Here is a 25390-nt window from a genome sequence, read left to right as displayed (position 1 = left end):
TTCGTACCCTGTCTGAATCTCCTCTCTGCGTGTATCATTCCCTTTAATCAGTACTTTTTGAATGGAATGGATATGAATACCTTACGCATCGGCTTAGTGTCGATTTCTGACCGCGCCTCCAGCGGTGTTTACCAGGATAAAGGCATCCCCGCTCTGGAAGAGTGGCTTGGCAGCGCGCTGACCACCCCCTTCGACATTCAGACCCGCCTGATCCCTGACGAACAGCTGATCATTGAGCAGACCCTCTGCGAGCTGGTGGATGAGATGAGCTGCCACCTTGTTCTGACGACGGGCGGAACCGGCCCCGCGCGCCGCGACGTGACGCCGGACGCAACGCTGGCGATTGCCGATCGTGAAATGCCGGGCTTCGGCGAACAGATGCGCCAGATAAGTCTACACTTTGTCCCGACGGCCATTCTTTCCCGCCAGGTGGGGGTGATCCGCAAGCAGGCGTTGATCCTGAACCTGCCGGGGCAGCCGAAGTCGATCAAAGAGACGCTGGAAGGGCTGAAGGCGGAAGATGGCAGCGTCCTCGTTCACGGCATCTTTGCGAGTGTACCGTATTGTATACAGCTGCTAGACGGTCCGTATGTAGAAACCGATGAGAAAGTGGTAGCAGCTTTTCGCCCGAAAAACGCACGCCGCGAAACAATCTCCTGAAATTAACCAATATGTGGCATTAGCTGAAGCGGCGATAGCGTGGTAAAGCTTTTACGGTATAGTAATTTTTTCTTTACGATTACTGTAAAAATAAATCCACAACACACGCAAATGGTTCGCTATGTCACATAACACCCGACCTCTGAATCGACAGGACTACAAAACCCTCACGCTCGCGGCCTTAGGGGGCGCGCTGGAGTTTTACGACTTTATCATCTTCGTCTTCTTCGCCGCCGTGGTGGGAGAGCTCTTCTTCCCGGCGGATATTCCTGATTGGCTGCGCCAGGTGCAAACCTTCGGCATTTTTGCCGCCGGATATCTGGCGCGTCCGCTGGGCGGCATTATCATGGCCCACTTTGGCGATCTGGTCGGGCGCAAGAAGATGTTTACCCTTAGCATTCTGCTGATGGCCGTGCCGACGCTGGCCATTGGTCTGCTGCCCACCTATGCCTCGATGGGCATTCTTGCTCCGTTGCTGCTGTTGCTGATGCGCGTCCTTCAGGGCGCGGCGATTGGCGGTGAAGTGCCGGGCGCGTGGGTGTTTGTCGCGGAGCATGTTCCGGCGCGCCGTATAGGTATCGCCTGCGGAACCTTAACCGCGGGGTTAACAGTAGGGATTTTGCTCGGTTCCGTCGTCGCGACAATTGTAAACACCAGCATGACGCAGCAGGCCGTGCACGACTGGGGCTGGCGTATTCCGTTCCTGCTGGGCGGGGCGTTTGGTCTGGTCGCGATGTACCTGCGCCGCTGGCTGCAGGAGACGCCGATTTTCCTCGAGATGCAGCAGCGCAAAGCGCTGGCGCAGGAGCTGCCGGTGAAGGCGGTCGTGGTACGCCATAAAAAAGCGGTGGTGGTGTCGATGCTGCTCACCTGGCTGCTCTCGGCGGGCATTGTGGTGGTGATATTGATGTCTCCGGTGTGGCTGCAAAAGCAGTACGGTTTCGCTCCTGCCGTGACGCTACAGGCGAACAGTATCGCGACAATCATGCTCTGCTTTGGCTGTCTGGCCGCCGGGCTGGCGGCAGATCGTTTCGGCGCCAGCGTTACCTTTATCGTCGGCAGCCTGTTACTGGCCGCATCAAGCTGGGCGTTTTACCATCTGGCGGGCAGCCATCCTGAACAGCTGTTCCTGCTGTACGGCACGGTAGGGCTGTGCGTGGGCGTTGTCGGGGCTGTACCGTACGTGATGGTCCGCGCATTCCCGCCGGAGGTACGCTTCACCGGGATCTCATTTTCCTACAACGTGTCGTATGCCATTTTCGGCGGGCTGACGCCGATTGCGGTGACGGTGCTAATGGGCGTGTCGCCGATGGCGCCAGCCTGGTATGTACTCGCGCTCTCGCTGATGGGGCTGGTATTAGGATTTTGGCTTCGTCAGGCGGGGGGATGTCGTGCCCGCGAGGCGGACACGACAGAGGGATCAGTGTTTTTCACCAATCGGTAGAATGGTGCGGTCAAACTGCTCGTTCAGCACTTCACCCATTGCGAGGTAGATAGCGCTTGCGCCGCAAACCAGACCAATCCAGCCTGCAACATGAACGATGCCTTCGTTATCCACCAGGTGCCCAATCGCCAGCAGGGCGAACAGCACGGTCAGGCTCAGGAAAACGAACTGCAGCATGCGGTTACCTTTCAGGGTACCGAAGAACATGAACAGGGTGAAGACGCCCCACAGGCCCAGGTAAACGCCCAGGAAGTGGGCGTTTGCCGCGTCTGCCATGCCCATTTTAGGCAGCAGCAGAATGGCAACCAGGGTCAGCCAGAAAGAACCGTAAGAGGTGAATGCGGTTAAGCCGAAGGTATTGCCTTTCTTATATTCCAGCAGGCCCGCGAAGATTTGTGCGATACCGCCGTAAAAAATGCCCATCGCCAGGATGATGCCATCCATCGGGAACATCCCGATATTGTGCAGGTTCAGCAGAATAGTGGTCATGCCAAAACCCATCAGGCCCAGCGGAGCCGGATTAGCCAACTTAGTGTTGCCCATAAGTCCTCAAAAAAATCATCATTAATATGGTGAAATGGTTAAACCCGCGTCAGTTCTCCCTGACTGGGCGCGGCATCATAATGGGCGCAATCGGTGGCGTCTATGATCTCATCAGGGTGAAATTAAAATTTTTTTTATGCTTGCCCCTTGATGGATGCCGTCGCGACCCCATCTTGTAGTCAACCGCAGTGTGTGGACCTGAAAAAAAATCAAATCTGGGCAGTTGAAAAAGCACGTTCTGCCCTTATTACAGGTACACAACCACATGTTGACTGAATTTTTAGTGGAGACGTTTAGATGGGTAAAATTATTGGTATCGACCTGGGTACTACCAACTCTTGTGTAGCGATTATGGATGGCACTACTGCACGCGTGCTGGAGAACGCCGAGGGCGATCGCACCACGCCTTCTATCATTGCTTATACCCAGGATGGTGAAACTCTGGTTGGTCAGCCGGCTAAACGTCAGGCAGTGACAAACCCGCAAAACACCCTGTTTGCGATTAAACGCCTGATCGGTCGCCGCTTCCAGGACGAAGAAGTTCAGCGTGACGTTTCCATCATGCCTTACAAAATCATCGCGGCAGATAACGGCGATGCATGGCTTGATGTGAAAGGCACCAAAACTGCACCACCGCAGATCTCTGCTGAAGTGCTGAAAAAAATGAAGAAAACCGCTGAAGATTACCTGGGTGAGCCGGTAACTGAAGCTGTTATCACCGTACCTGCCTACTTCAACGATGCTCAGCGTCAGGCAACCAAAGATGCTGGCCGTATCGCAGGTCTGGAAGTAAAACGTATCATCAACGAACCAACCGCGGCTGCACTGGCTTACGGTCTGGATAAAGAAGTCGGCAACCGTACTATCGCGGTTTACGACCTGGGTGGTGGTACCTTCGATATCTCTATTATCGAAATCGACGAAGTTGACGGCGAAAAAACCTTCGAAGTTCTGGCAACCAACGGTGATACCCACCTGGGTGGTGAAGACTTCGATACCCGTCTGATCAACTACCTCGTTGACGAGTTCAAGAAAGATCAGGGCATTGACCTGCGTAACGACCCGCTGGCTATGCAGCGCCTGAAAGAAGCCGCTGAGAAAGCGAAGATCGAGCTGTCTTCTGCTCAGCAGACCGACGTTAACCTGCCGTACATCACTGCAGACGCGACCGGTCCTAAACACATGAACATCAAAGTGACCCGTGCGAAACTGGAAAGCCTGGTAGAAGACCTGGTGAACCGTTCTATCGAGCCGCTGAAAGTTGCTCTGCAGGACGCTGGCCTGTCCGTGTCTGATATCAACGACGTCATCCTCGTTGGTGGCCAGACCCGTATGCCAATGGTGCAGAAGAAAGTGGCTGAGTTCTTTGGTAAAGAGCCACGTAAAGACGTTAACCCGGACGAAGCAGTGGCTATCGGTGCTGCGGTTCAGGGTGGCGTACTGACCGGTGAAGTTAAAGACGTACTGCTGCTGGACGTTACCCCGCTGTCTCTGGGTATCGAAACCATGGGCGGTGTGATGACTGCGCTCATCAACAAAAACACCACCATCCCAACCAAGCACAGCCAGGTGTTCTCTACCGCTGAAGACAACCAGTCTGCGGTAACCATCCATGTGCTGCAGGGTGAGCGTAAGCGTGCGGCGGATAACAAATCTCTGGGTCAGTTCAACCTGGACGGTATTAACCCGGCACCGCGCGGCATGCCGCAGATCGAAGTCACCTTCGATATCGATGCTGACGGTATCCTGCACGTGTCTGCGAAAGACAAAAACAGCGGTAAAGAGCAGAAGATCACCATCAAGGCATCTTCTGGCCTGAACGAAGCTGAAATCGAAAAAATGGTTCGCGATGCCGAAGCTAACGCGGAATCCGACCGTAAGTTCGAAGAGCTGGTTCAGACCCGCAACCAGGGTGACCATCTGCTGCACAGCACCCGTAAGCAGGTTGAAGAAGCAGGCGATAAACTGCCAGCGGAAGACAAGACTGCTATCGAAGCTGCATTGAGTGCGCTGGAATCCTCACTGAAAGGTGAAGATAAAGCGGACATCGAAGCGAAGATGCAGGAACTGGCACAGGCTTCTCAGAAGCTGATGGAAATCGCTCAGCAGCAGCACGCTCAACAGCAGGCGGGCGCTGACGCTTCGGCGAACAACGCGAAAGACGACGACGTTGTCGACGCTGAGTTCGAAGAAGTTAAAGATAAAAAATAATCGCCCTGATGCAGGGTAATTAATCGGCACGGGCGTAGGAGAACTCTCCACGCCCGTGCTCGCATGTTAAGGGGCTTAAAAAAACCAATGGCAAAGCAAGACTATTACGAGATTTTAGGCGTTCCGAAAACTGCGGAAGAGCGTGAAATCAAAAAGGCGTACAAGCGCCTGGCCATGAAATTCCACCCGGACCGTAACCAGGGTGACAAAGAGGCTGAAGCCAAATTTAAAGAGATCAAAGAAGCCTACGAAGTCCTGACCGATGCACAAAAACGTGCGGCCTATGACCAGTACGGTCACGCAGCCTTTGAACAGGGCGGCATGGGCGGCGGTGGATTCGGTGGCGGCGGCTTTGGCGGCGGCGCTGACTTCAGCGATATCTTTGGCGATGTGTTCGGCGATATCTTCGGCGGCGGCCGTGGTCGTCAGCGCGCGGCGCGCGGCGCGGACCTGCGCTACAACATGGAGCTGACGCTGGAAGAGGCCGTTCGCGGCGTAACCAAAGAGATCCGTATTCCAACGCTGGAAGAGTGTGACGTTTGCCACGGCAGCGGTGCGAAAGCGGGTACGCAGCCACAAACCTGTCCAACCTGTCACGGTTCGGGTCAGGTACAGATGCGTCAGGGCTTCTTTGCGGTGCAGCAGGCCTGTCCGCACTGTCACGGTCGCGGTACGCTGATCAAAGATCCGTGCACCAAATGTCACGGCCACGGTCGCGTTGAGAAAACCAAGACCCTGTCCGTTAAGATCCCGGCCGGCGTGGATACGGGCGACCGCATCCGTCTGGCAGGTGAGGGCGAAGCAGGCGAGCACGGCGCACCGGCAGGCGATCTGTACGTCCAGGTGCAGGTGAAACAGCACGCTATCTTTGAGCGTGAAGGGAACAACCTGTACTGCGAAGTGCCGATCAACTTCGCGATGGCGGCACTCGGTGGTGAAATCGAAGTGCCTACGCTGGACGGTCGCGTGAACCTGAAAGTACCGGGCGAAACCCAGACCGGCAAGCTGTTCCGCATGCGCGGGAAAGGCGTTAAATCCGTTCGCGGTGGTGCCCAGGGCGACCTGCTGTGCCGCGTCGTCGTCGAAACGCCGGTTGGTCTGAACGACAAGCAGAAACAGCTGCTGAAAGAACTGCAGGAGAGCTTTGGCGGCCCAACGGGTGAGAAAAACAGCCCGCGTTCCAAAAGCTTCTTCGATGGCGTCAAAAAATTCTTCGATGATTTGACCCGCTAATTCGTTAGCTGGTTTTCATCTTCTAAAAGCCCGGAAGCGATTCCGGGCTTTTTTATTTGCGCGTATAGCTCGGTTAAACTGAGTCTATACTCAACATTAATCTGTTTTTGCCGAGCTATTTGGCTTGGTATTATGGTTTTATCGAGGTATTGTTGTAAAAGAGAGAACTTAAATGAAATTACTACACCGTTTCTTTAGCAGTGAGGCGTCCGGTGGCGTGATCCTGATTATTGCCGCAGCGGCCGCGATGGTGCTGGCTAACCTTGGCATCACGCAGGATCTCTACCATGCATTTCTGGAAACGCCCGTTGAGCTGAAGGTCGGGGCGCTGGAAATTAACAAGAACATGCTGCTTTGGATCAACGATGCGCTAATGGCGGTATTCTTCCTGCTGGTGGGTCTTGAGGTTAAGCGTGAGCTGGTTCTGGGCTCGCTTGCCAGCCGCCAGCGCGCGGCGTTTCCTGTGATCGCAGCCATCGGCGGAATGGTCGTTCCGGCGTTGCTCTTCCTGGCGTTCACCTGGCAGGATCCTGTTGCGCGTGACGGCTGGGCGATCCCGGCCGCGACGGATATCGCCTTTGCGCTCGGTGTCTTAGCCTTGCTCGGTAGCCGCGTGCCGGTGGCCCTGAAAATCTTCCTGATGGCGCTGGCGATCATCGATGACCTGGGCGCCATTGTGATTATCGCGCTGTTCTATACCAGCGATCTGTCGATCCTGTCCCTGAGCGTCGCCGCCGGGGCGATTGCGGTGCTGGCGATGCTGAACATCTTCAATGTTCGCCGCATCGGTATCTATATCCTGGTGGGGATGGTGCTGTGGACGGCGGTGCTAAAATCCGGCGTGCACGCCACGCTGGCAGGTGTGATCGTCGGCTTCCTCGTGCCGCTTAAGCCGCAGGACGGCAAGTCGCCTGCCAAACAGCTGGAGCATGTGCTGCACCCGTGGGTTGCCTTTATGATCCTGCCGCTGTTTGCGTTTGCCAACGCGGGCGTTTCCCTCGGCGGCGTGACGCTGGACGGGCTGACGTCCGTGCTGCCGCTGGGCATCATTGCCGGGCTGTTTATCGGTAAGCCGCTGGGCATTAGCCTCTTCTGCTGGCTGGCGACGAAGCTGAAGCTGGCGTCATTGCCGCATGGCACCGCGTTTTCGCAGATTATGGCCGTCGGCGTGCTGTGTGGAATCGGGTTTACGATGTCGATCTTTATTTCGACGCTGGCGTTTGGTGCGCATGCGCCTGAGCTTATCGTCTGGGCTAAACTCGGCATTCTCATCGGGTCATTACTGGCCGCGGTAATCGGTTATACCTTGTTGAAGGTGAAGTTGTCCGGACAGGCCGTCCAGGCATAACGGAACACCGGGAGGAGGCGATCCTTCTCCCGATACACACTCAGGGAGAGAAGACGCGATGTCTCATTTAAATTACAACCATCTGTACTACTTCTGGCACGTCTACAAACAGGGCTCGGTGGTGGGGGCGGCAGAGGCGCTCTACCTGACTCCACAAACCATCACCGGGCAAATCAAGGCCCTGGAAGAGCGCCTGCAGGGCAAGCTGTTCAAGCGAAAGGGGCGTGGGATTGAACCCAGCGAACTGGGTGAACTGGTGTTCCGCTATGCGGACAAAATGTTCACCCTGAGCCAGGAGATGCTGGATATCGTCAACTATCGCAAAGAGTCGAACCTGCTCTTTGACGTGGGCGTGGCGGATGCGCTGTCCAAGAGGCTGGTGAGCGGCGTGCTGGATGCGGCGGTAGTCGAAGACGAGCAAATCCACCTGCGCTGCTTTGAATCCACCCACGAGATGCTGCTGGAGCAGCTGAGCCAGCACAAGCTGGACATGATTATCTCGGACTGCCCGATTGACTCCACCCAGCAGGAAGGGCTGTTCTCGGTGAAGATTGGCGAATGCGGCGTGAGCTTCTGGTGCATTAATCCGCCGCCGGAGAAACCGTTCCCCGCGTGCCTTGAAGAGCGCCGTCTGCTGGTGCCGGGAAGACGTTCCATGCTCGGACGCAAGCTGCTGAACTGGTTTAATTCGCAGGGGCTGAAGGTAGAAATCCTCGGTGAGTTCGACGATGCGGCGCTGATGAAAGCCTTTGGCGAAGCGCATAATGCGATCTTCGTTGCGCCGACGCTGTACGCGCACGATCTCTATTCGGACGATAAGATTACGGAGATAGGCAGAGTGGATAACGTGATGGAGGAGTATCACGCCATATTTGCCGAAAGAATGATTCAGCACCCGGCGGTGCAGCGAATCTGTAACCGTGACTATGCGGTGCTGTTTACGCCACCGGCAATCTGAAGGCATAAAAAAACCCGCGTTAAGCGGGTTCTTTAAACAAGCAACAACAAGTAGCGATTAAGCCAGTTTGTTGATCTGCGCGGTCAGGTTTGCTTTATGACGCGCTGCTTTGTTTTTGTGGATCAGACCTTTAGCAGCCTGACGATCCACGATTGGTTGCATTTCGTTAAATGCGTTCTGCGCTGCAGCTTTGTCGCCTGCTTCGATTGCTGCGTATACTTTCTTGATGAAAGTACGCATCATAGAGCGACGGCTTGCGTTGTGCTTACGAGCCTTTTCAGACTGAACGGCACGTTTCTTAGCTGATTTGATATTAGCCAAGTCCAACTCCCAAATATGTTCTATGTGGACAATTCAAAGGCCGAGGAATATGCCCTCTTTGCCTTCTTTTGTCAATGGATTTGTGCAAATAAGCGCCGTTAATTAGCGACGCTACGTTACGTAGTGATGGCGCAGGATTCTACCAGCTTGTCTTCCCTGAATACAGCCTTTCGGCATAAAAATCGCAGTTCAGGAGCAGATTTTTTCGCTGCGAAAGGTCAGCCTGATGAAATCATTACGGCTTTCTGTTTTGCGCGAACAATCGCCGGTTAACCTTAACCGCTGTACAAGGTATACTTTGGCGATTTTCACTGTTTTGAGCCAGACATGAAGCTGATACGCGGCATACATAATCTCAGCAGCGCGCCACACGGGTGCGTGCTGACTATTGGTAATTTCGACGGCGTGCATCGTGGTCATCAGGCGCTGTTGCAGGGATTGCGTAAAGAAGGGGAGGCCCGCGGCCTGCCCGTTGTAGTGATGATTTTCGAGCCGCAGCCGCTGGAGCTGTTCGCGGGCGATAAATCTCCCGCCCGGCTCACTCGCCTGCGCGAGAAATTGCGCTATCTGGCGGAGTCCGGCGTGGACTATGTATTGTGTTTACGTTTCGATCGTCGCTTTGCCGCGCTGACAGCACAAAATTTCGTCAGCGACCTGTTGGTTAAGCGTCTTGGCGTGCAGTTTCTCGCCGTGGGTGATGATTTCCGCTTTGGCGCTGGTCGTCAGGGCGATTTCTTGCTATTACAGAAGGCTGGTCTGGAGTACGGATTTGACGTCACCAGCGCGATGACCTTCTGCGAAGGCGGCGTGCGCGTCAGCAGCACGGCGGTGCGTCAGGCGCTGGCTAATGATGACCTGGACACGGCAGAAACCCTGCTGGGGCATCCGTTCACTATCTCTGGCCGCGTGGTCCATGGCGATGCGCTGGGCCGCACGATAGGCTTCCCGACGGCGAATATACCGCTGCGTCGTCAGGTTTCCCCGGTTAAAGGGGTGTATGCGGTGGAAGTGGCAGGACTGGGCGATAAGCCGTTCTACGGCGTCGCCAACATTGGCACGCGTCCGACCGTCGCCGGTGTGCGTCAACAGTTAGAAGTGCACCTGCTGAACGTTGTAATGGACCTCTATGGTCGCCATATAGATGTGATACTGCGTAAAAAAATACGCAACGAGCAGCGATTTGGTTCGCTGGATGAACTAAAAGCGCAAATTGCGCGAGATGAATTGACCGCCCGCGAGTTTTTTGGGCTTTGAACCCGGCTTAACTGCCTACGTGATAAATACGGAACCGAGAATCTGATGAGTGACTATAAATCAACCCTGAATTTGCCGGAAACAGGGTTCCCGATGCGCGGCGATCTCGCCAAGCGCGAACCGGGAATGCTGGCGCGTTGGACCGATGATGACCTGTACGGCATCATTCGTGCAGCCAAAAAAGGCAAAAAAACCTTCATTCTGCATGATGGCCCTCCATATGCGAATGGCAGCATTCATATTGGTCACTCGGTTAACAAGATTCTGAAAGACATTATCGTGAAGTCCAAAGGCCTCACGGGATATGACTCGCCTTACGTTCCTGGCTGGGACTGCCACGGTCTGCCAATCGAGCTGAAAGTGGAGCAAGAGTTTGGCAAACCGGGTGAGAAGTTCACCGCCGCCGAGTTCCGTGCGAAGTGCCGCGAATACGCAGCCACGCAGGTTGACGGTCAGCGCGCTGACTTCATCCGTCTGGGCGTGCTGGGCGACTGGTCGCACCCGTACCTGACCATGGACTTCAAAACTGAAGCCAACATCATCCGTGCGCTGGGTAAAATCATCGGTAACGGCCACCTGCACAAAGGCGCTAAGCCGGTGCACTGGTGCGTGGACTGCCGTTCTGCGCTGGCAGAAGCGGAAGTTGAGTATTACGACAAAACCTCTCCGTCTATCGACGTGGCGTTCAACGCTGTCGATCAGGATGCGGTGAAGGCTAAATTTGGCGTCTCCTCGGTAAACGGCCCGATCTCTTTGGTGATCTGGACCACCACCCCGTGGACCCTGCCAGCAAACCGTGCGATCTCCCTGTCCGGTGAGTTCGAATACGCGCTGGTGCAGATTGACGGTCAGGCGGTTATCCTGGCGAAAGATCTGGTTGAGAGCGTGCTGAAGCGCGCGCATATCACCGACTACACCGTGCTGGGCACCGTGAAAGGCGACGCGCTGGAGCTGATGCGCTTCAAACACCCGTTCCTGGACTTCGACGTTCCGGCGATCCTGGGCGACCACGTGACGCTGGAAGCGGGTACCGGTGCTGTACATACCGCCGGTGGCCACGGTCCTGACGACTACAACATCAGCCTGAAGTACGGTCTGGAAATCGCTAACCCGGTTGGCCCGGACGGCTCTTATCTGCCTGGCACCTACCCGGCGCTGGACGGTATCAACGTCTTCAAAGCGAACGACATCATCGTCGACATGCTGCGCACCAGCGGCGCGCTGCTGCACGTTGAAAAAATGCAGCACAGCTATCCGTGCTGCTGGCGTCACAAGACCCCGATCATCTTCCGTGCGACCCCGCAGTGGTTCGTCAGCATGGATCAGAAAGGCCTGCGCGAGCAGTCTCTGAAAGAGATCAAAGGCGTGCAGTGGATCCCTGACTGGGGCCAGGCGCGTATCGAATCCATGGTGGCTAACCGTCCTGACTGGTGTATCTCCCGTCAGCGTACCTGGGGCGTGCCGATGTCTCTGTTCGTACATAAAGAGACGCAGGAGCTGCACCCGAACACCCTGGAACTGATGGAAGAAGTGGCGAAGCGCGTCGAAGTTGACGGCATTCAGGCGTGGTGGGATCTCGACGCCCGCGACATCCTGGGCGCTGACGCAGACAACTATGAGAAAGTGCCGGATACCCTGGACGTGTGGTTCGACTCCGGGTCTACTCACTCCTCCGTGGTTGACGTGCGTCCGGAATTTGCCGGTCACGCTGCCGATATGTATCTGGAAGGATCTGACCAACACCGCGGCTGGTTCATGTCATCTCTGATGATCTCCACCGCCATGAAGGGTAAAGCGCCTTACCGTCAGGTACTGACTCACGGCTTCACCGTGGATGGTCAGGGCCGCAAGATGTCCAAATCTATCGGTAACACCGTTTCTCCGCAGGATGTGATGAACAAGCTGGGCGCAGACATTCTGCGTCTGTGGGTGGCCTCTACCGATTACACCGGCGAAATGGCGGTGTCTGACGAGATCCTGAAGCGTGCTGCCGACAGCTATCGTCGTATCCGTAACACGGCGCGCTTCCTGCTGGCGAACCTGAACGGGTTCGATCCGGCAAAAGACATGGTGAAACCGGAAGAGATGGTGGTGCTGGACCGCTGGGCGGTAGGCTGCGCGAAAGCGGCGCAGGAGGATATCCTGAAAGCCTATGAGTCTTACGACTTCCACGAAGTGGTGCAGCGCCTGATGCGCTTCTGCTCCATCGAAATGGGCTCGTTCTACCTCGACATCATCAAAGACCGCCAGTACACCGCGAAAGCGGACAGCGTGGCGCGTCGTAGTTGCCAGACCGCGCTGTTCCACATCGCAGAAGCGCTGGTTCGCTGGATGGCGCCGATCATGTCCTTCACTGCGGACGAAATCTGGGGCTACCTGCCGGGCGACCGTGAGAAGTATGTGTTCACGGGCGAGTGGTACGAAGGTCTGTTCGATCTCTCCAGCACCGAAGCGATGAACGATGCCTTCTGGGACGAGCTGCTGAAAGTGCGTGGCGAAGTGAACAAGGTTATCGAGCAGGCGCGTGCGGACAAGAAAGTCGGCGGCTCTCTGGAAGCGGCAGTCACGCTGTACGCCGAACCGGAGCTGGCGGCGAAGCTGACGGCGCTGGGCGATGAATTACGATTTGTCCTGTTGACCTCGGGCGCGAAAGTTGCGGATTATGCCGAGGCTTCTGATGATGCTCAGCAGAGCGAACTGCTCAAAGGACTGAAAGTCGCGCTGAGCAAAGCCGACGGTGAGAAATGCCCGCGTTGCTGGCATTACACCACCGATGTTGGCCAGGTGGCGGAACACGCAGACATCTGCGGACGCTGTGTAAGCAACGTCGCCGGTGACGGCGAAAAACGTAAGTTTGCCTGATGAGTAAAACTCTCTGTTCAACAGGACTGCGCTGGCTGTGGCTGGTTGTGGTGGTGCTGATTATCGATCTGGGCAGCAAGTTCCTGATCCTCCAGAATTTTGCTCTGGGGGAAACGGTTCCGCTGTTCCCGTCGCTTAACCTGCACTACGCGCGTAACTACGGCGCAGCGTTTAGTTTCCTTGCCGACAGCGGTGGCTGGCAGCGCTGGTTCTTTGCGGGTATCGCTCTCGGTATCTGTGTGATCCTCGCGGTGCTGATGTACCGCTCGAAGGCGACGCAAAAGCTGAATAACATCGCCTACGCGCTGATCATTGGCGGTGCGCTGGGCAACCTGTTTGACCGCCTGTGGCACGGCTTTGTGGTCGATATGATCGACTTCTACGTCGGCGACTGGCACTTCGCGACCTTTAACCTGGCCGACACCGCAATTTGCGTTGGCGCCGCGTTAATCGTGCTGGAAGGCTTCCTGCCTAAACCCGCCGCGAAAGAGCAGGCGTAACACACTCGCCCGGCGGCGTAACGCCACCGGGCAAAACAAGCGAGCAATTTGCATGTCTAAATCCGTACAGAGCAACAGCGCGGTTCTCGTTCACTTCACGCTGAAGCTGGATGACGGCTCCACGGCCGAATCCACCCGCAATAACGGCAAACCGGCCCTGTTTCGTCTTGGCGATACCTCCCTGTCTGAAGGTCTTGAGCAGCAGCTTCTGGGCCTGAAAGAGGGAGAGAAAAAAGCCTTTTCGCTGGAGCCGGATGCCGCGTTTGGCGTGCCGAGTCCGGACCTGATCCAGTATTTCTCGCGCCGCGAGTTTATGGATGCGGGTGAACCGGAGATCGGAGCGATTATGCTCTTTACCGCTATGGACGGCAGCGAAATGCCTGGCGTGATCCGCGAAATCAACGGCGACTCTATTACCGTTGACTTCAACCATCCGCTTGCCGGGCGTACCGTTCATTTTGATGTTGAAGTGCTGGAAATCGATCCTGCACTGGAGGCCTGAAATGCAGATCCTGTTGGCTAACCCGCGCGGCTTCTGCGCCGGTGTAGACCGCGCTATCAGCATTGTTGAAAACGCGCTGGAGATTTACGGCGCGCCGATTTATGTGCGTCACGAAGTGGTGCACAACCGCTACGTGGTCGACAGCCTGCGCGAGCGCGGCGCCATCTTCATTGAGCAGATCAGCGAAGTGCCGGACGGTGCGATCCTGATCTTCTCCGCGCACGGCGTCTCGCAGGCGGTACGTAACGAAGCGAAAAGCCGCGATCTGACCGTATTCGATGCCACCTGTCCGCTGGTGACAAAAGTGCATATGGAAGTGGCGCGCGCCAGCCGCCGCGGTGAAGAGTCGATTCTGATTGGCCATGCCGGTCATCCGGAAGTCGAAGGCACCATGGGCCAGTACAGTAACCCGGAAGGGGGGATGTATCTGGTTGAGTCGCCTGAAGATGTCTTTACGCTGAACGTGAAAAATGAAGCCCGTCTGTCGTTTATGACCCAGACGACGCTCTCCGTTGACGATACCTCAGACGTGATTGACGCGCTGCGTCAGCGCTTCCCGAAAATCGTCGGCCCGCGTAAGGATGATATCTGCTACGCGACCACTAACCGTCAGGAAGCGGTGCGCGCACTGGCTGAACAGGCGGATGTGGTGCTGGTAGTCGGCTCCAAAAACTCGTCTAACTCCAACCGTCTGGCCGAACTGGCGCAGCGTATGGGGAAAGCGGCGTTTCTGATCGACGACGCAACGGACATTCAGGAAGCGTGGGTCAAAAATGCGGCCTGTGTTGGCGTGACCGCCGGCGCTTCCGCGCCGGACATCCTGGTGCAGAACGTGATTACCCGACTGCAGGAGCTGGGCGGCGGCGAAGCGGTGCCGCTGGAAGGACGTGAAGAGAACATCGTTTTCGAAGTCCCAAAAGAACTGCGCATCGACGCCCGCGAAGTTGAATAGACCTTTTTCTGATGAAAGGCCAGCACCTTCTGTGCTGGCCTTTTTTTTACCCGTTACTTTATCGTGACGACAAAATCATGTCTTTTACTGATATTTAAGTCCGTTTCACGTTAAATTCTAATTATCGGTGTTTTCAGTTGGCAGTGCTTCTCAAGGCTGGTTAATCTGAAAACGGTTTACATCATTTTAACGTAAGAGAATAACTATGCATGATGCACAGATCCGTGTCGCTATTGCGGGCGCGGGTGGACGTATGGGTCGTCAGCTGATTCAGGCGGCACTTCAGATGGATGGCGTGGCACTTGGCGCTGCACTGGAGCGTGATGGTTCGTCGCTTCTTGGGGCCGATGCCGGTGAACTGGCAGGCGCGGGCAAGACAGGCGTCACCGTGCAAAGCAGCCTGGATGCGGTGAAAGATGATTTTGATGTGTTCATCGATTTTACCCGTCCGGAAGGAACCCTGAACCACCTGGCATTTTGCCGTCAGCACGGCAAAGGAATGGTGATTGGCACCACCGGTTTTGACGATGCGGGTAAGCAGGCTATCCATGATGCATCAAAAGAGATTGCGATTGTCTTCGCCGCAAACTTCAGCGTGGGCGTTAACGTCATGCTGAAGCTGCTGGAGAAGGCCGCGAAGGTGATGGGCAACTATACCGATATTGAGATCGTAGAAGCTCACCACCGTTACAAAGTTGATGCGCCATCGGGTACGGCGCTGGCGATGGGCGAAGCGATTGCTCATGCACTTGATAAAGATTTAAAAGACTGCGCGGTCTATACCCGTGAAGGTTACACCGGCGAACGCGTGCCGGGCACCATTGGTTTTGCAACCGTGCGAGCGGGTGACATCGTCGGCGAACACACGGCGATGTTCGCCGATATAGGCGAGCGTGTCGAAATTACGCATAAAGCCTCCAGCCGAATGACGTTCGCCAACGGTGCGGTACGTTCCGCTTTGTGGCTTAAAAACAAGAAAGACGGCCTTTTTGATATGAGAGACGTGCTAGATCTCAACAATTTGTAAGCATTATTACCCATCGTGATGTGGTTATTGCAGTCGTAATTGTTTGATTGCATAGGGCAATATTTTATTGCCCTTTTATTTTATCTTTTTTATGGTGAGTTTTACTTCAAAGCCATAAATATCTATCTAAAATTGCATTTTAGCGTTACTGAAATGTAAATTTTGACCATTTGGTCCACTTTATGGTGCTGCGCTAGCTAACTTTTCATTAAACCAGGCGCGCAAGCGTTTTCCACAGTGATTTACCTGATCTTTTTGTCGCTTAAGCCGTATTCCACTCGTAAGACTTGCAAAAGAGTAAACAAAATATCCGTTTTAAGTTGACTTTTACCCACCAAATCCCCAGAATGCCGCCGTTTGCCAAAAATCCGCTGGCAACACATTTGCATTGATCCATGACATGCTATGAATTAATATGCAAATAAAGTGAGTGAATATTCTCTGGAGGGTGTTTTGATTAAGTCAGCGCTATTGGTTCTGGAAGACGGAACCCAGTTTATCGGTCGGGCCATAGGGGCAACGGGTTCGGCGGTTGGGGAAGTCGTTTTCAATACTTCAATGACCGGTTATCAAGAAATCCTCACTGATCCTTCCTATTCTCGCCAAATCGTTACTCTTACTTATCCTCATATCGGCAATGTCGGCACCAATGCTGCTGACGAAGAATCTTCTCAGGTACATGCGCAAGGCCTGGTCATCCGCGACCTGCCGCTGATTGCCAGCAACTTCCGCAATACCGAAGACCTCTCTTCTTACCTGAAGCGCCATAACATCGTGGCGATTGCCGATATCGATACCCGTAAGTTAACGCGTCTGCTGCGCGAGAAGGGTGCACAGAACGGCTGCATCATCGCGGGTGATAACCTCGATGCGACGCTGGCGCTGGAGAAAGCGAAAGCCTTCCCGGGCCTGAACGGCATGGACCTGGCGAAAGAAGTGACTACCGCTGAAGCCTACAGCTGGACTCAGGGTAGCTGGACGCTGGAAGGCGACCTGCCGGAAGCGAAAAAAGAGAGCGAGCTGCCGTTCCACGTGGTGGCCTACGATTTCGGCGCCAAGCGCAACATCCTGCGCATGCTGGTTGACCGCGGCTGCCGCCTGACGGTGGTGCCGGCACAAACGTCTGCCGAAGACGTGCTGAAGATGAATCCGGACGGTATTTTCCTGTCCAACGGCCCTGGCGACCCGGCGCCGTGCGATTACGCTATCGACGCCATTAAGTCCTTCCTGGAAACCGACATCCCGGTATTCGGCATCTGCCTTGGCCATCAGCTGCTGGCGCTGGCGAGCGGTGCGAACACCGTTAAGATGAAGTTCGGCCACCACGGTGGTAACCACCCGGTGAAAGACATCGACAACAACACGGTGATGATCACCGCGCAGAACCACGGCTTTGCCGTCGATGAAGCCTCGATGCCGGCTAACCTGCGCGTGACCCATAAGTCGCTGTTCGATGGCACCCTGCAGGGCATTCATCGTACCGATAAGCCAGCTTTCAGCTTCCAGGGTCACCCGGAAGCCAGCCCGGGCCCACACGATGCCGCGCCGCTGTTCGATCACTTCATCGAACTTATCGAGCAATACCGTAAGACCGCTAAATAATCAGGAGCCGAGAAGACAATGCCAAAACGTACAGACATAAAAAGCATCCTGATCCTTGGCGCTGGCCCGATCGTCATCGGCCAGGCCTGCGAATTCGACTACTCCGGCGCGCAGGCGTGTAAAGCCCTGCGTGAAGAGGGTTATCGCGTCATCCTGGTGAACTCTAACCCGGCTACCATCATGACCGACCCGGAAATGGCAGATGCGACCTATATCGAGCCGATTCACTGGGAAGTGGTGCGTAAAATCATCGAGAAAGAGCGTCCGGACGCGGTGCTGCCAACCATGGGCGGCCAGACGGCGCTGAACTGTGCGCTGGAGCTGGAGCGTCAGGGCGTGCTGGAAGAGTTCGGCGTGACCATGATTGGTGCGACCGCCGACGCGATTGATAAAGCAGAAGACCGTCGCCGCTTCGACGTGGCGATGAAGAAAATCGGCCTCGACACCGCGCGTTCCGGTATCGCACACAACATGGAAGAAGCGCTGGCCGTTGCGGCTGACGTGGGCTATCCGTGCATCATCCGCCCATCGTTCACCATGGGCGGCACCGGCGGCGGCATCGCCTACAACCGCGAAGAGTTCGAAGAGATTTGCGAACGCGGTCTGGATCTCTCCCCAACCAAAGAGCTGCTGATTGATGAATCGCTGATTGGCTGGAAAGAGTACGAGATGGAAGTGGTGCGTGATAAAAACGACAACTGCATCATCGTCTGCTCCATCGAAAACTTCGATGCGATGGGTATCCACACCGGCGACTCCATCACCGTTGCGCCAGCCCAGACGCTGACCGACAAAGAGTATCAAATCATGCGTAACGCCTCGATGGCGGTACTGCGTGAAATCGGCGTGGAAACCGGTGGTTCAAACGTGCAGTTCTCCGTGAACCCGAAAACTGGCCGCCTGATTGTTATCGAAATGAACCCGCGCGTGTCCCGTTCCTCCGCGCTGGCCTCTAAAGCGACCGGCTTCCCGATTGCGAAAGTGGCGGCGAAGCTGGCGGTGGGTTATACCCTCGACGAGCTGATGAACGACATCACCGGTGGCCGCACCCCTGCGTCCTTCGAGCCGTCCATCGACTACGTTGTGACCAAAATTCCACGCTTTAACTTCGAGAAATTTGCAGGCGCGAACGACCGTCTGACCACGCAGATGAAATCTGTCGGGGAAGTGATGGCGATTGGCCGCACGCAGCAGGAATCCCTGCAGAAAGCGCTGCGCGGTCTGGAAGTGGGCGCGACCGGTTTCGACCCGAAAGTGAGCCTGGACGACCCGGAAGCGCTGACCAAAATCCGCCGCGAGCTGAAAGACGCGGGTGCAGAGCGTATCTGGTACATCGCCGATGCCTTCCGTGCCGGTCTGTCCGTCGACGGTGTGTTCAACCTGACTAACATCGACCGCTGGTTCCTGGTCCAGATTGAAGAGCTGGTGCGTCTGGAAGAGAAAGTGGCCGAGCTGGGTATCAACGGCCTGGACTCTGACTTCCTGCGTGTGCTGAAGCGTAAAGGCTTCGCCGATGCGCGTCTGGCTAAGCTGGCGGGCGTGCGCGAAGCGGAAATCCGCAAGCTACGTGACCAGTATGACCTGCACCCGGTCTACAAGCGCGTGGACACCTGTGCGGCTGAATTCTCGACCGACACCGCCTACATGTACTCCACCTATGAAGACGAGTGTGAAGCGAACCCGTCCGTCGACCGCGACAAGATTATGGTGCTGGGCGGCGGTCCAAACCGTATCGGCCAGGGCATCGAGTTCGACTACTGCTGCGTACACGCCTCCCTGGCGCTGCGCGAAGACGGTTACGAGACCATCATGGTCAACTGTAACCCGGAAACCGTCTCTACCGACTACGACACCTCTGACCGCCTCTACTTCGAGCCGGTTACCCTGGAAGACGTGCTGGAAATCGTGCGCATCGAGAAGCCAAAAGGCGTTATCGTGCAGTACGGCGGCCAGACCCCGCTGAAGCTGGCGCGCGCGCTGGAAGCAGCAGGCGTGCCGGTTATCGGCACCAGCCCGGACGCGATTGACCGTGCGGAAGACCGCGAGCGTTTCCAGCAGGCGGTTGACCGTCTGAAGCTGAAACAGCCGGCGAACGCCACCGTGACCGCCATTGAAATGGCCGTTGAGAAGGCGAAAGAGATTGGCTACCCGCTGGTGGTGCGTCCTTCCTACGTGCTGGGCGGCCGCGCGATGGAAATCGTTTATGACGAGGCCGACCTGCGTCGCTACTTCCAGACCGCGGTGAGCGTGTCTAACGATGCGCCAGTGCTGCTCGACCGCTTCCTCGACGACGCTGTGGAAGTGGACGTTGACGCCATCTGCGACGGCGAAATGGTGCTGATTGGCGGCATCATGGAGCACATCGAGCAGGCTGGCGTGCACTCCGGCGACTCCGCCTGTTCTCTGCCGGCGTACACGCTGAGCCAGGAGATTCAGGACGTGATGCGCCAGCAGGTGCAGAAGCTGGCCTTCGAGCTGCAGGTTCGCGGTCTGATGAACGTCCAGTTCGCGGTGAAAGACAACGAAGTCTATCTGATTGAAGTGAACCCGCGTGCGGCACGTACCGTACCGTTCGTCTCCAAAGCCACCGGCGTACCGCTGGCGAAAGTCGCGGCGCGCGTGATGGCGGGCCAGACGCTGGCGCAGCAGGGCGTGACCAAAGAGATCATTCCACCGTACTACTCGGTGAAAGAAGTGGTGCTGCCGTTCAACAAATTCCCGGGCGTTGACCCGCTGTTAGGGCCAGAAATGCGCTCTACCGGGGAAGTGATGGGCGTGGGCCGCACCTTCGCAGAAGCGTTCGCGAAGGCGCAGCTGGGCAGTAGCTCCACCATGAGAAAATCAGGCCGTGCGCTGCTCTCCGTTCGTGAAGGCGATAAAGAGCGCGTGGTTGACCTGGCCGCCAAGCTGCTGAAACAGGGCTTCGAGCTGGACGCGACCCACGGCACCGCGATTGTGCTGGGCGAAGCCGGCATCAACCCGCGTCTGGTGAACAAGGTGCATGAAGGTCGTCCGCACATTCAGGACCGTATCAAGAATGGCGAATACACCTACATCATCAACACCACCGCAGGCCGCCAGGCGATTGAAGACTCCAAGCTGATTCGCCGCAGCGCGCTGCAGTACAAAGTGCACTACGACACCACCCTGAACGGCGGTTTCGCGACGGCCATGGCGCTGAACGCGGATGCCACCGAGAAGGTGATTTCGGTTCAGGAAATGCACGCGCAGATTAGCAAGTAAGTAAAAATGCCCGGTGCCGTTCGGTTGCCGGGCATTCTCCCATCTTCAGAACCTTCTGGTTTTTCATCCGCATTCAGTCAGTTAGCCTAAAATGGTTAGGTCGATAACGAAATTCAACTGAGAGCAGGGGAAAACACCATGCAAAATAAATTACTGATCGCTTCCGTTCTGGCTGCCACGACAATGTTTACCGTTGCGGGCTGTTCGTCTAATCAGGCCGTAAAAACCACCGATGGCAAAACCATTGTCACCGACGGCAAACCGCAGGTAGATGACGATACCGGTCTGGTGTCGTATAAAAACGCCGAAACCGGTCAAACCGAGCAGATCAACCGTGACCAGGTTAAATCCATGGGCGAGCTGGATAACTAATTCAGAATTCTGACGTAAGCCCGTCAATAATATTCACTATTAGCCTGTTGAATTACTGACTACACTCTTTTGTTAAAAGAAAGCAGTAACAACAGGCTAATCAATGATTCTGATAATTTATGCCCATCCTTATCCGCAGCACTCGCATGCGAATAAGCGGATGCTTGAGCAGGTAAGGACGCTTGATAACGTAGAGATACGTTCCCTCTATCAACTCTATCCCGATTTTAATATCGATATCGCCGCCGAGCAGGAGGCGCTTTCCCGTGCCGATCTGATTATCTGGCAGCATCCGATGCAGTGGTACAGCACGCCCCCGCTCCTGAAGCTGTGGATCGATAAAGTCTTCTCCCACGGCTGGGCGTACGGACACAACGGCAATGCGCTAAAAGGAAAAAGCCTGATGTGGGCGGTCACCACCGGCGGCGGTGAAAGCCATTTTGATATCGGTTCCTTCCCGGGTTTTGACGTCCTGGCGCAGCCGCTGCAGGCGACTGCGCTCTATTGCGGCCTGAACTGGCTCCCGCCGTTTGCGATGCACTGCACGTTTGTTTGCGACGATGAAACGCTGCAGGCGCAGGCTCGCCATTATAAACAACGCTTACTTGAGTGGCAGGAGACGCACCATGGATAGCCATACGCTGATACAGGCGCTGATTTACCTCGGCGCGGCGGCGCTGATTGTGCCCGTGGCGGTACGCCTGGGGCTGGGTTCGGTGCTCGGCTACCTGATTGCGGGCTGCGTCATTGGGCCGTGGGGCTTTCGGCTGGTCACGGATGCCGAGGCGATTCTCCATTTCGCTGAAATCGGCGTGGTGCTGATGCTGTTTGTGATTGGCCTGGAGCTCGACCCGCAGCGGCTGTGGAAGCTTCGCGCCTCGGTATTTGGCGGCGGCGCGCTGCAGATGGTGGCCTGCGGCCTGCTGCTGGGTGGGTTCTGCATCCTGTTGGGTATGGACTGGAAAGTGGCAGAGCTCATCGGCATGACGCTGGCGCTCTCCTCCACGGCGATTGCCATGCAGGCGATGAACGAGCGAAATCTGACGGTATCCCAGATGGGACGCAGCGCGTTCTCAGTGCTGCTGTTCCAGGACATTGCCGCTATCCCGCTGGTGGCGATGATCCCGCTGCTGGCGGCCAGCGGTTCGTCTACCACGCTGGGCGCTTTTGCGCTGTCGGCGCTGAAGGTGGCGGGCGCGCTGGCGCTGGTGGTGCTGCTTGGTCGCTACGTGACCCGCCCGCTGCTGCGGTTTGTTGCCCGCTCTGGCCTGCGCGAAGTGTTCAGCGCCGTGGCGCTGTTCCTGGTGTTTGGCTTCGGTCTGCTGCTGGAGGAGGCCGGGCTATCGATGGCGATGGGGGCGTTCCTCGCAGGCGTTCTGCTGGCGAGCTCTGAATACCGTCACGCGCTGGAAAGCGATATCGAGCCGTTCAAAGGACTGCTGCTGGGGCTGTTTTTCATCGGCGTCGGGATGTCCGTCGATTTCGGCACGCTGGTGACGCACCCGCTGCGGATCGTCATCCTGCTCGTCGGCTTCCTGGTCATTAAAATGGTGATGCTGTGGCTGATTGCTCGCCCATTGAACGTGCCGGGCAGGCAACGCCGCTGGTTCGCCGTGCTGCTGGGGCAGGGGAGTGAATTTGCGTTCGTGGTCTTTGGCGCCGCGCAGATGGCAAACGTGCTCGATCCCGAGTGGGCGAAAGCGCTGACGCTGGCGGTCGCGCTCTCGATGGCCGCAACGCCCGTTCTGCTGGTGGTGCTGACGCGCCTGGAAAAATCGGACAGCGAGCAGGAGCGCGAAGCCGATGAAATTGACGAAGAACAGCCGCGCGTCATCATTGCCGGATTTGGCCGCTACGGGCAGATCGTTGGCCGTCTGCTGCTGTCCAGCGGGGTGAAGATGGTTATCCTCGATCACGACCCCGACCATGTCGATACTCTGCGTAAATTTGATATGAAGGTCTTTTACGGCGATGCGACCCGCGTCGATCTATTGGAATCCGCCGGTGCGGCCAAAGCGGAGGTATTGATTAACGCGATTGACGATCCGGAGACCAGCATGCAGATGGTGGAAATGGCGAAAGAACATTTCCCGGATCTGACCATTATTTCCCGTGCCCGCGATGTGGATCATTATATCCGTCTCAGGCAAGCGGGCGTAGAAGCCCCTGAGCGTGAAACCTTCGAAGGCGCGCTGAAATCTGGCCGTATGGCGCTGGAAAATCTGGGGCTCGGCGCGTATGAAGCGCGTGAGCGTGCGGACCTGTTCCGCCGCTTTAACACCGAGATGGTCGAAGAGATGGCGGCGATGGCCGGGAGTTCGGCCACCGAGCGTGCGGCGGTGTTTAAACGCACCAGCGCCATGCTGACGGAAATCATTAACGAGGACCGTAATCACCTGTCGCTGATCCAGCGTCACGGCTGGCAGGGCACGGAAGAGGGCAAGCATACCGGCGATCCGTCTGACGAACCGGAGAGTAAACCTTCCGCGTGAAGTGGAGTTGCCAGCAATATTAAAAAATTTCTTTATCTTTACCCTGCCGCCAGTCGACGAAAGATTAAGCTTTCCGTATAGTGGCGGCAATTTTTTGCATCCGGGAAATTTTCAATGATCAGTCTGATTGCAGCGCTGGCGGTGGACCGCGTTATCGGTATGGAAAATGCCATGCCGTGGAACCTGCCTGCCGATCTCGCATGGTTTAAACGTACTACGTTAAACAAGCCGGTAGTGATGGGCCGCCTGACCTGGGAGTCGATTGGTCGTCCATTGCCGGGCCGTAAGAATATCGTTATCAGCAGCCAGCCGGGCACTGACGATCGCGTCGAATGGGTAAAATCAGTAGACGAGGCGATTGCTGCATGCGGCAGTGCCGAAGAGATCATGGTGATTGGCGGTGGGCGCGTGTACGAGCAGTTCCTGCCAAAAGCGCAGAAGCTGTATCTGACCCACATTGATGCAGAAGTGGAAGGGGATACCCATTTCCCGGACTACGATCCGGACGAGTGGGAATCGGTATTCAGCGAATTCCACGACGCGGATGCACAGAACTCCCACAGCTACTGCTTCGAGATTCTGGAACGTCGTTAAGTGATTTTCCCTCTCCCGGCCGGGAGAGGGAATAGCGTATCAGGAGGCAACGGCCTCACTTTCCCCTAAGTCCAGCTGTCGGTTGGACGGCTGCACAAAGTAAGCTTTATCTTCCCAGCGTAAGCAGGTTAACTCTCCGCCCCAGCAGCATCCGGTATCCAGACCGTAAATCCCTTCCGGTGTTCCTTTTCCTTCCAGCGCAGCCCAGTGGCCAAATACCACGCTGTACTCGCTTGTCACCGGCCCCGGAATGGCAAACCACGGTTTCAGCGGAGCGGGCGCGCTCTCCGGCGTCTCTTTGGAATACATATCCAGCTGTCCGTTCGGGAAGCAGAAACGCATGCGGGTGAACGCGTTGGTGATAAAGCGCAGACGGGCCAGACCGCTGAGATCCTCGCTCCAGTGGTTTGGCATATCGCCGTACATGGCATCGAGGAAGAAAGGATACGAGTCGCTCGCCAGCACCGCCTCAACGTCACGCGCGCAGGTTTTCGCCGTCTCAAGATCCCATTGTGGCGTGATTCCGGCATGCGCCATGACCAGCTTTTTCTCTTCGTCGATCTGCAGCAGGGGCTGACGGCGCAGCCAGTTAATCAGATCGTCTGCGTCCGGCGCATCCAGCAGTGGGGTGAGGCGATCTTTAGGCTTGTTGCGGCTGATCCCGGCGAAAACCGCCAGCAGATGCAGATCGTGATTGCCCAGCACCATGCGGACGCTGTCGCCCAGCGATTTGACGAAACGTAATACTTCAAGGGAGCCGGGGCCACGCGCGACTAAATCGCCCGTCAGCCAGAGCGTGTCCTGTCCTGGCGTAAAGTCGACCTGTTTTAATAATGCGATCAGTTCATCGTAGCAACCGTGAACGTCGCCAATCAGATATGTAGACATTAGATTAATGAATGAGTGTGGTTACGGCGAGACGGAACACAGGAATGGCAACGCGGAAATCATTGCCATCGACGTCGACCATTTCATAATGGCCTTGCATAGTACCCATCGGCGTTTCAATCACCGCGCCGCTGGTGTACTGGTACTCTTCGCCAGGGGCGATGTGGGGCTGTTCACCAACCACACCTTCGCCCTGAACTTCGATTTCGCGGCCATTGCCGTTAGTGATAAGCCAGTAGCGCCCGCGCAGCTGCACGGGCATCCGCCCCAGATTGCGAATGGTCACGGTGTAAGCGAAAACAAAACGTTCTTCGTCCGGTGAGGACTGTGATTCAACATAGACGCTTTGTACATGGACACATACGCGGGGCGAATCAATCATGG

At 56.2% G+C, this 25390-nt stretch carries 22 protein-coding genes and 1 pseudogene; 19 read left to right on the top strand and 4 right to left on the bottom strand.

Annotated features, from left to right (window positions below):
• The first annotated feature begins 72 nt into the window (after positions 1-72).
• Positions 73-660: a molybdopterin adenylyltransferase gene (gene mog, locus DEO48_RS14915; protein ID WP_109845598.1), complete on the top strand. Its 588-nt coding sequence runs from the start codon at positions 73-75 to the stop codon at positions 658-660.
• Positions 661-781: 121 nt separating this feature from the next.
• On the top strand, positions 782-2104 hold the full coding sequence (locus tag DEO48_RS14910) for an MFS transporter (RefSeq protein WP_109845597.1): 1323 nt from the start codon (positions 782-784) through the stop codon (positions 2102-2104).
• Here DEO48_RS14910 and satP read toward each other — a convergent pair.
• The gene (satP, locus tag DEO48_RS14905) at positions 2081-2647 is read right to left on the bottom strand and encodes an acetate uptake transporter (protein ID WP_023334461.1); all 567 of its coding nucleotides are present in this window, start codon (positions 2645-2647) and stop codon (positions 2081-2083) included. The two genes, DEO48_RS14910 and satP, sit on opposite strands and share 24 nt — an antisense overlap.
• A gap of 297 nt (positions 2648-2944) precedes the next feature.
• Here satP and dnaK point away from each other — a divergent pair, with 297 nt between their 5' ends.
• The 4 genes from dnaK (at position 2945) to nhaR (ending at position 8397) form a co-directional block, all read left to right on the top strand.
• Complete coding sequence (gene dnaK / locus DEO48_RS14900) at positions 2945-4858, top strand: molecular chaperone DnaK (protein ID WP_008502041.1); 1914 nt, start codon at positions 2945-2947, stop codon at positions 4856-4858.
• 87 nt (positions 4859-4945) lie between these two features.
• Positions 4946-6091, top strand: coding sequence for a molecular chaperone DnaJ (gene dnaJ, locus DEO48_RS14895; RefSeq protein WP_023310347.1), 1146 nt, complete (start codon positions 4946-4948; stop codon positions 6089-6091).
• 172 nt (positions 6092-6263) lie between these two features.
• Positions 6264-7439 (top strand): Na+/H+ antiporter NhaA, encoded by a 1176-nt coding sequence (nhaA, locus tag DEO48_RS14890; protein WP_109845596.1) that lies wholly within the window; start codon positions 6264-6266, stop codon positions 7437-7439.
• Positions 7440-7497: 58 nt separating this feature from the next.
• Positions 7498-8397, top strand: a complete 900-nt coding sequence (nhaR, locus tag DEO48_RS14885; protein ID WP_109845595.1) for a transcriptional activator NhaR — start codon at positions 7498-7500, stop codon at positions 8395-8397.
• A 57-nt stretch (positions 8398-8454) separates the two neighbouring features.
• On the opposite strand, the gene rpsT is transcribed toward nhaR, so the two are convergent.
• The gene (gene rpsT / locus DEO48_RS14880) at positions 8455-8718 is read right to left on the bottom strand and encodes a 30S ribosomal protein S20 (protein ID WP_003856458.1); all 264 of its coding nucleotides are present in this window, start codon (positions 8716-8718) and stop codon (positions 8455-8457) included.
• A gap of 101 nt (positions 8719-8819) precedes the next feature.
• Between rpsT and DEO48_RS27185 the strand changes: the two are divergent.
• The 13 genes and pseudogenes from DEO48_RS27185 (at position 8820) to folA (ending at position 24118) form a co-directional block, all read left to right on the top strand.
• A pseudogene (locus tag DEO48_RS27185) lies at positions 8820-9038 on the top strand (DUF2575 domain-containing protein).
• Positions 9039-9045: 7 nt separating this feature from the next.
• Positions 9046-9972: a bifunctional riboflavin kinase/FAD synthetase gene (gene ribF, locus DEO48_RS14870; RefSeq protein ID WP_109845594.1), complete on the top strand. Its 927-nt coding sequence runs from the start codon at positions 9046-9048 to the stop codon at positions 9970-9972.
• A gap of 45 nt (positions 9973-10017) precedes the next feature.
• Positions 10018-12834: an isoleucine--tRNA ligase gene (ileS, locus tag DEO48_RS14865; protein ID WP_109845593.1), complete on the top strand. Its 2817-nt coding sequence runs from the start codon at positions 10018-10020 to the stop codon at positions 12832-12834.
• Positions 12834-13334 carry a signal peptidase II gene (gene lspA, locus DEO48_RS14860; RefSeq protein ID WP_023310352.1) on the top strand — a complete coding sequence of 167 codons (501 nt, stop codon included), beginning with the start codon at positions 12834-12836 and terminating at the stop codon, positions 13332-13334. The genes ileS and lspA overlap by 1 nt, the downstream gene beginning before the upstream one ends.
• Before the next feature lie 52 nt (positions 13335-13386).
• Positions 13387-13836 (top strand): FKBP-type peptidyl-prolyl cis-trans isomerase, encoded by a 450-nt coding sequence (fkpB, locus tag DEO48_RS14855; RefSeq protein WP_003856450.1) that lies wholly within the window; start codon positions 13387-13389, stop codon positions 13834-13836.
• A 1-nt stretch (position 13837) separates the two neighbouring features.
• Positions 13838-14788, top strand: a complete 951-nt coding sequence (ispH, locus tag DEO48_RS14850; protein WP_045888142.1) for a 4-hydroxy-3-methylbut-2-enyl diphosphate reductase — start codon at positions 13838-13840, stop codon at positions 14786-14788.
• 205 nt (positions 14789-14993) lie between these two features.
• Positions 14994-15815, top strand: coding sequence for a 4-hydroxy-tetrahydrodipicolinate reductase (gene dapB, locus DEO48_RS14845; protein ID WP_109845592.1), 822 nt, complete (start codon positions 14994-14996; stop codon positions 15813-15815).
• Between the two features lie 453 nt (positions 15816-16268).
• A complete protein-coding gene (carA, locus tag DEO48_RS14840; protein ID WP_109845591.1) occupies positions 16269-17417 on the top strand; it encodes a glutamine-hydrolyzing carbamoyl-phosphate synthase small subunit in 1149 nt (382 codons plus the stop codon).
• A gap of 18 nt (positions 17418-17435) precedes the next feature.
• On the top strand, positions 17436-20660 hold the full coding sequence (carB, locus tag DEO48_RS14835) for a carbamoyl-phosphate synthase large subunit (RefSeq protein ID WP_109845590.1): 3225 nt from the start codon (positions 17436-17438) through the stop codon (positions 20658-20660).
• A 138-nt stretch (positions 20661-20798) separates the two neighbouring features.
• A complete protein-coding gene (locus DEO48_RS14830) occupies positions 20799-21032 on the top strand; it encodes a YgdI/YgdR family lipoprotein (protein WP_023310357.1) in 234 nt (77 codons plus the stop codon).
• A 103-nt stretch (positions 21033-21135) separates the two neighbouring features.
• Entirely contained in the window at positions 21136-21666 is a 531-nt protein-coding gene (gene kefF, locus DEO48_RS14825; protein ID WP_023310358.1) for a glutathione-regulated potassium-efflux system oxidoreductase KefF, read from the top strand.
• Positions 21659-23524, top strand: coding sequence for a glutathione-regulated potassium-efflux system protein KefC (kefC, locus tag DEO48_RS14820; RefSeq protein ID WP_109845589.1), 1866 nt, complete (start codon positions 21659-21661; stop codon positions 23522-23524). Before kefF ends, kefC begins: the two co-directional genes overlap by 8 nt.
• Before the next feature lie 114 nt (positions 23525-23638).
• Positions 23639-24118 (top strand): type 3 dihydrofolate reductase, encoded by a 480-nt coding sequence (gene folA, locus DEO48_RS14810; RefSeq protein ID WP_109845587.1) that lies wholly within the window; start codon positions 23639-23641, stop codon positions 24116-24118.
• 39 nt (positions 24119-24157) lie between these two features.
• Here folA and apaH read toward each other — a convergent pair whose 3' ends face one another.
• Complete coding sequence (apaH, locus tag DEO48_RS14805) at positions 24158-25006, bottom strand: bis(5'-nucleosyl)-tetraphosphatase (symmetrical) ApaH (RefSeq protein WP_023310360.1); 849 nt, start codon at positions 25004-25006, stop codon at positions 24158-24160.
• 4 nt (positions 25007-25010) lie between these two features.
• Complete coding sequence (apaG, locus tag DEO48_RS14800) at positions 25011-25388, bottom strand: Co2+/Mg2+ efflux protein ApaG (protein ID WP_023310361.1); 378 nt, start codon at positions 25386-25388, stop codon at positions 25011-25013.
• Between the last annotated feature and the right edge of the window lie 2 nt (positions 25389-25390).

Source organism: Enterobacter sp. CGMCC 5087 (genome assembly GCF_003144775.1).
GTDB lineage: Bacteria > Pseudomonadota > Gammaproteobacteria > Enterobacterales > Enterobacteriaceae > Enterobacter > Enterobacter cloacae_M.
This window is presented reverse-complemented; position numbering and strand designations above follow the sequence as displayed.